Raw genomic sequence first — 279 nt, 5'->3', positions numbered from 1 at the left:
TCTGCCATCCGCAAATGCGTCCGTGTACAGCTCATTAAGAACGGAAAGAAAGTGACCGCATTCGTCCCCCGTGACGGTTGCCTAAACCACATCGAAGAAAACGACGAAGTACTAGTGGCGGGATTCGGTCGTAAAGGTCACGCCGTCGGTGACATTCCCGGAGTTCGTTTTAAGGTGGTAAAAGTAGCCAACGTGTCTCTCCTCGCTCTCTACAAAGAGAAAAAGGAGCGACCAAGATCATAGGTGTACATTGTGATAAGTGACCTGCTGTCGGGAAGC

At 50.5% G+C, this 279-nt stretch carries 1 protein-coding gene; it reads left to right on the top strand.

Annotation, left to right across the window (positions count from 1 at the left end; all coding sequences use genetic code 11):
- Positions 1 to 243: uS12 family ribosomal protein (locus F0U44_RS24220; RefSeq protein ID WP_497707151.1), on the top strand; the 243-nt coding region annotated here is incomplete at its 5' end.
- Positions 244 to 279 lie beyond the last annotated feature (36 nt).

Source organism: Nocardioides humilatus (assembly GCF_008373755.1).
Lineage (GTDB): Bacteria > Actinomycetota > Actinomycetes > Propionibacteriales > Nocardioidaceae > Nocardioides > Nocardioides humilatus.
Note: the sequence above shows the minus strand (reverse complement) of the source record. Positions and strands in the feature narration are given on the sequence as shown.